This is a genomic window from Nocardia sp. CA-084685 (assembly GCF_050955785.1).
Lineage (GTDB): Bacteria > Actinomycetota > Actinomycetes > Mycobacteriales > Mycobacteriaceae > Nocardia.
Genome location: NZ_CP192094.1, coordinates 851,418 through 854,412, shown reverse-complemented (window position 1 = coordinate 854,412; position 2,995 = coordinate 851,418). Strand labels below are relative to the sequence as shown.

Sequence of the window (2,995 nt, the reverse complement as noted above, 5' to 3'; positions counted from 1 at the left end):
CTCAACCTCTCACTCAGACTCGGAGGCACTGGAACACGGCAGACCACACCCCTACCCGTGCCCGAAATTTCCTGTATCTGCACATCATCTAGGTCGAAGCAGCGCCCATATCTCTGATCTGGAGCGCGCCGGTCAGCACAGCGTGCGGCTCTCCAAGTCCGCGCCCGGAATCAACTCGGGCGCCGACGTTCTAGTGCGACGGAACCCCAAAACTCCCATTTGTCGACGTCTCCCAGCATCTCGAAATCTGAAAAGTCGGACACTTCGAACATCTGGCAAAGCAACACAGGCTCACATGCAACAGCTATCTGACAGCTTCCTCGAACAGTCTAGCGACCCATAGCCATGAGCTATGCCGGAGGTGGTGTCTCGGGCCCGGTTTCCTGGATGACATCCCCGACGGGGTCGCTCACCGGCCATATGCCAACACCAGCCAGCAATGCTAGATACGTTGATGCTCAGTAGAATTCGATCCAGCGCATCACACATCGAGCGCGGCCATTACAGTCCCGGGCATGCTCAGCTCTGAGCCGGAAGCGGCGACGCGTGAAGTTCTCTTTGAGGCAAGGGCAACGCTGTGCGAACCATCATTGCGCTGCGGGCACACTATAAGCTAATAGCATGTCGCGCAAGCGGTTGCATCAGGTGACCGGTGCGCGGAGGGATGGCTGGCTCAATGATCGGAGTGTCGTTGTCACCAGCCACGGTGATGGGTTCTGGCGCAAACAGTGTTTGCGCCGTGAGGCGCTGTGTTTCGAGTGGAGGTGAGAGACCCCCGCCTCCGGTCTGTCGTAGCAGGTCGGTGGAGCTGAGGGCAGCCTGATCCGGGTGGTGCCGGGGAGGGTGGGAGCAGCCCTGACAAAGCCGGGACGTGGCCAGTACTGCCAGATGGTGCGGGTCCGGCGAGCGGGATGAAGAGGAGTACGCGAGGAACCAGCGTTGTTACGTCCCTCCATGCGCCACCTGCTCAAATCTGGCGGATATGGGCAGGACGCGGTGTGTCCCCGATGTTTACGCTTGCGGAGGGGAACTCCTGGACAGGTTTACGAAAGCCGGTCGGGAGGCCACGAGGAAGGTCTACGGCGTACTCGTGGCGATGCCGCAGGGACACAGTTGGGCTCCTCCTTCGTCGAGCGAATCACAGTGAACACGGGAACCACCCGGTCAGACTCCCCGGCGGCGGGCAATCCGGTTGCGCCGCTTGGGGATAGACGCACCGACCGTCGAACGGGCTGGGTGGGGCGGAGCCGCCGTAGTAGTCCGAGGCCGGGAAAGCCGGTCACATGGCGAAGGGCGGCAGCGGTTTCGAGAAAGGCGGAGACTGTAATGCCGAAAGATGCGCCACCGAATGGTGACGCCGCGCCGGTGGACCCTGCGGGGCCGCGTCGGCGGGTATCGGAGATGCAGGCCAAGCTTCACCGTTGGGCGGCGGCCGATCCTGACCGCCGGTTCGACGACCTGTTCAACTTCGTGCACGACCCGGCGACGCTGATCGTGGCGTTCGACCGGGTCGCGGGCAACCACGGAGCCCGCACTCCCGGCGTCGACGGAATGACCGTCACCGACGTCGACGAGCGCATCGGGGTTCCGGGGTTCCTGGACGATCTACGGGCCTCGTTGAAAGACGGGTCTTTTCGGCCTTTACCGGTGCTGGAACGCAAGATCCCAAAACCAGGCGGGTCGGGGAAGGTTCGCCGCCTCGGGATTCCGACGGTGACCGACCGGGTCGTTCAGGCCGCGCTGAAGCTGGTGCTGGAACCGATTTTCGAGGCCGACTTCGAACCGGTCTCATACGGGTTCCGGCCCGACCGGCGGGCCCAGGACGCGATCGCCGAGATCCACTACTACGGCACCCGTGGTTACCGCTGGGTGCTGGATGCGGATATCGAGGCGTGCTTCGACCGGATCGACCACACGGCCCTGATGGACCGAGTTCGATTGCGGGTCAAGGACAAACGCGTCCTGATGCTGGTCAAGGCGTTCCTGAAAGCCGGGATCTTCACCGAGCTCGGCGAGCATCAGGACACGATGACCGGCACCCCGCAGGGCGGCATACTCTCGCCGTTGTTGGCCAACATCGCGCTGAGCGTGCTCGATGAGCAGGTGATGGCGCCGTGGAAGCCGGGCGGGACGATGGCCAGCGAGGTCAAACGGGCCTACCGTCGCCGGAAAGGGTCGCCGACGTGGCGGATCGTCCGCTACGCCGACGACTTTGTCGTGCTGGTCCACGGGGCCGAGCACGACGCTGCGGCGATGCGCGAACAGGTCGGGAAAGTGCTTGCACCGCTGGGGCTTCGGTTGTCACCAGAGAAAACTACGGTGCGGCACCTATCGGACGGGGTCGATTTCTTGGGATTCCACATCCAGTGGCGTCGCAAGCGCGGCTCGGACAAGTGGTTCGTCTACACCTTCATCGGCGACCGGCCCCTCCGGTCGCTGAAGTCGAAAGTCCGTGCCCTGACCCATCGTTTGTCCCAGCAGAGTCTGAGCTATGTAATTATGCGGCTCAACCAGATTCTGCGTGGTTGGTCCAACTACTTCAAGCATGCCGTTGCGAAGAACCGGTTCGCCGTTCTCCAGAAGTTCGTATGGAAACGGATGATCGTAATGTTGCAGACCCGGCACCGTTGGAACTGGACCGATATCCGCCGCCGCTACACCACCCGAACTGGGCGATGGCTGCCCATCACGGCGGCGGACGGGACCGTGTTGTTCGACCTAAACAGCGTGACGGTCAGTCGTTATCGCTGGCGCGGACACACGATCCCGAACCGATGGGCGACTCTTCAACCAGCCTGACGGCAGAAACCGTGGAGAGCCCGTTGCGTCGAGAGGCGCACGGCGGGTTCGGCGAGAGGTTCGGGGAAACGGAGCAGGAGCAATCCCGCCACCGCGCCCCGGGCCTACTCAGCGATCAACTCGGCCGCAGTTGTTCTCCGGCATGGGCGCATCCGCTTCCGCAAGTCCAGCTTCGCCCTGCCGAAGCACTGGCGCA

At 63.0% G+C, this 2,995-nt stretch carries 1 protein-coding gene; it reads left to right on the top strand.

Annotated features, from left to right (window positions below; translation table 11 throughout):
• Positions 1–1,326: 1,326 nt before the first annotated feature.
• The gene (gene ltrA, locus ACQP2U_RS03800) at positions 1,327–2,799 is read left to right on the top strand and encodes a group II intron reverse transcriptase/maturase (protein WP_433716359.1); all 1,473 of its coding nucleotides are present in this window, start codon (positions 1,327–1,329) and stop codon (positions 2,797–2,799) included.
• Positions 2,800–2,995: the final 196 nt, after the last annotated feature.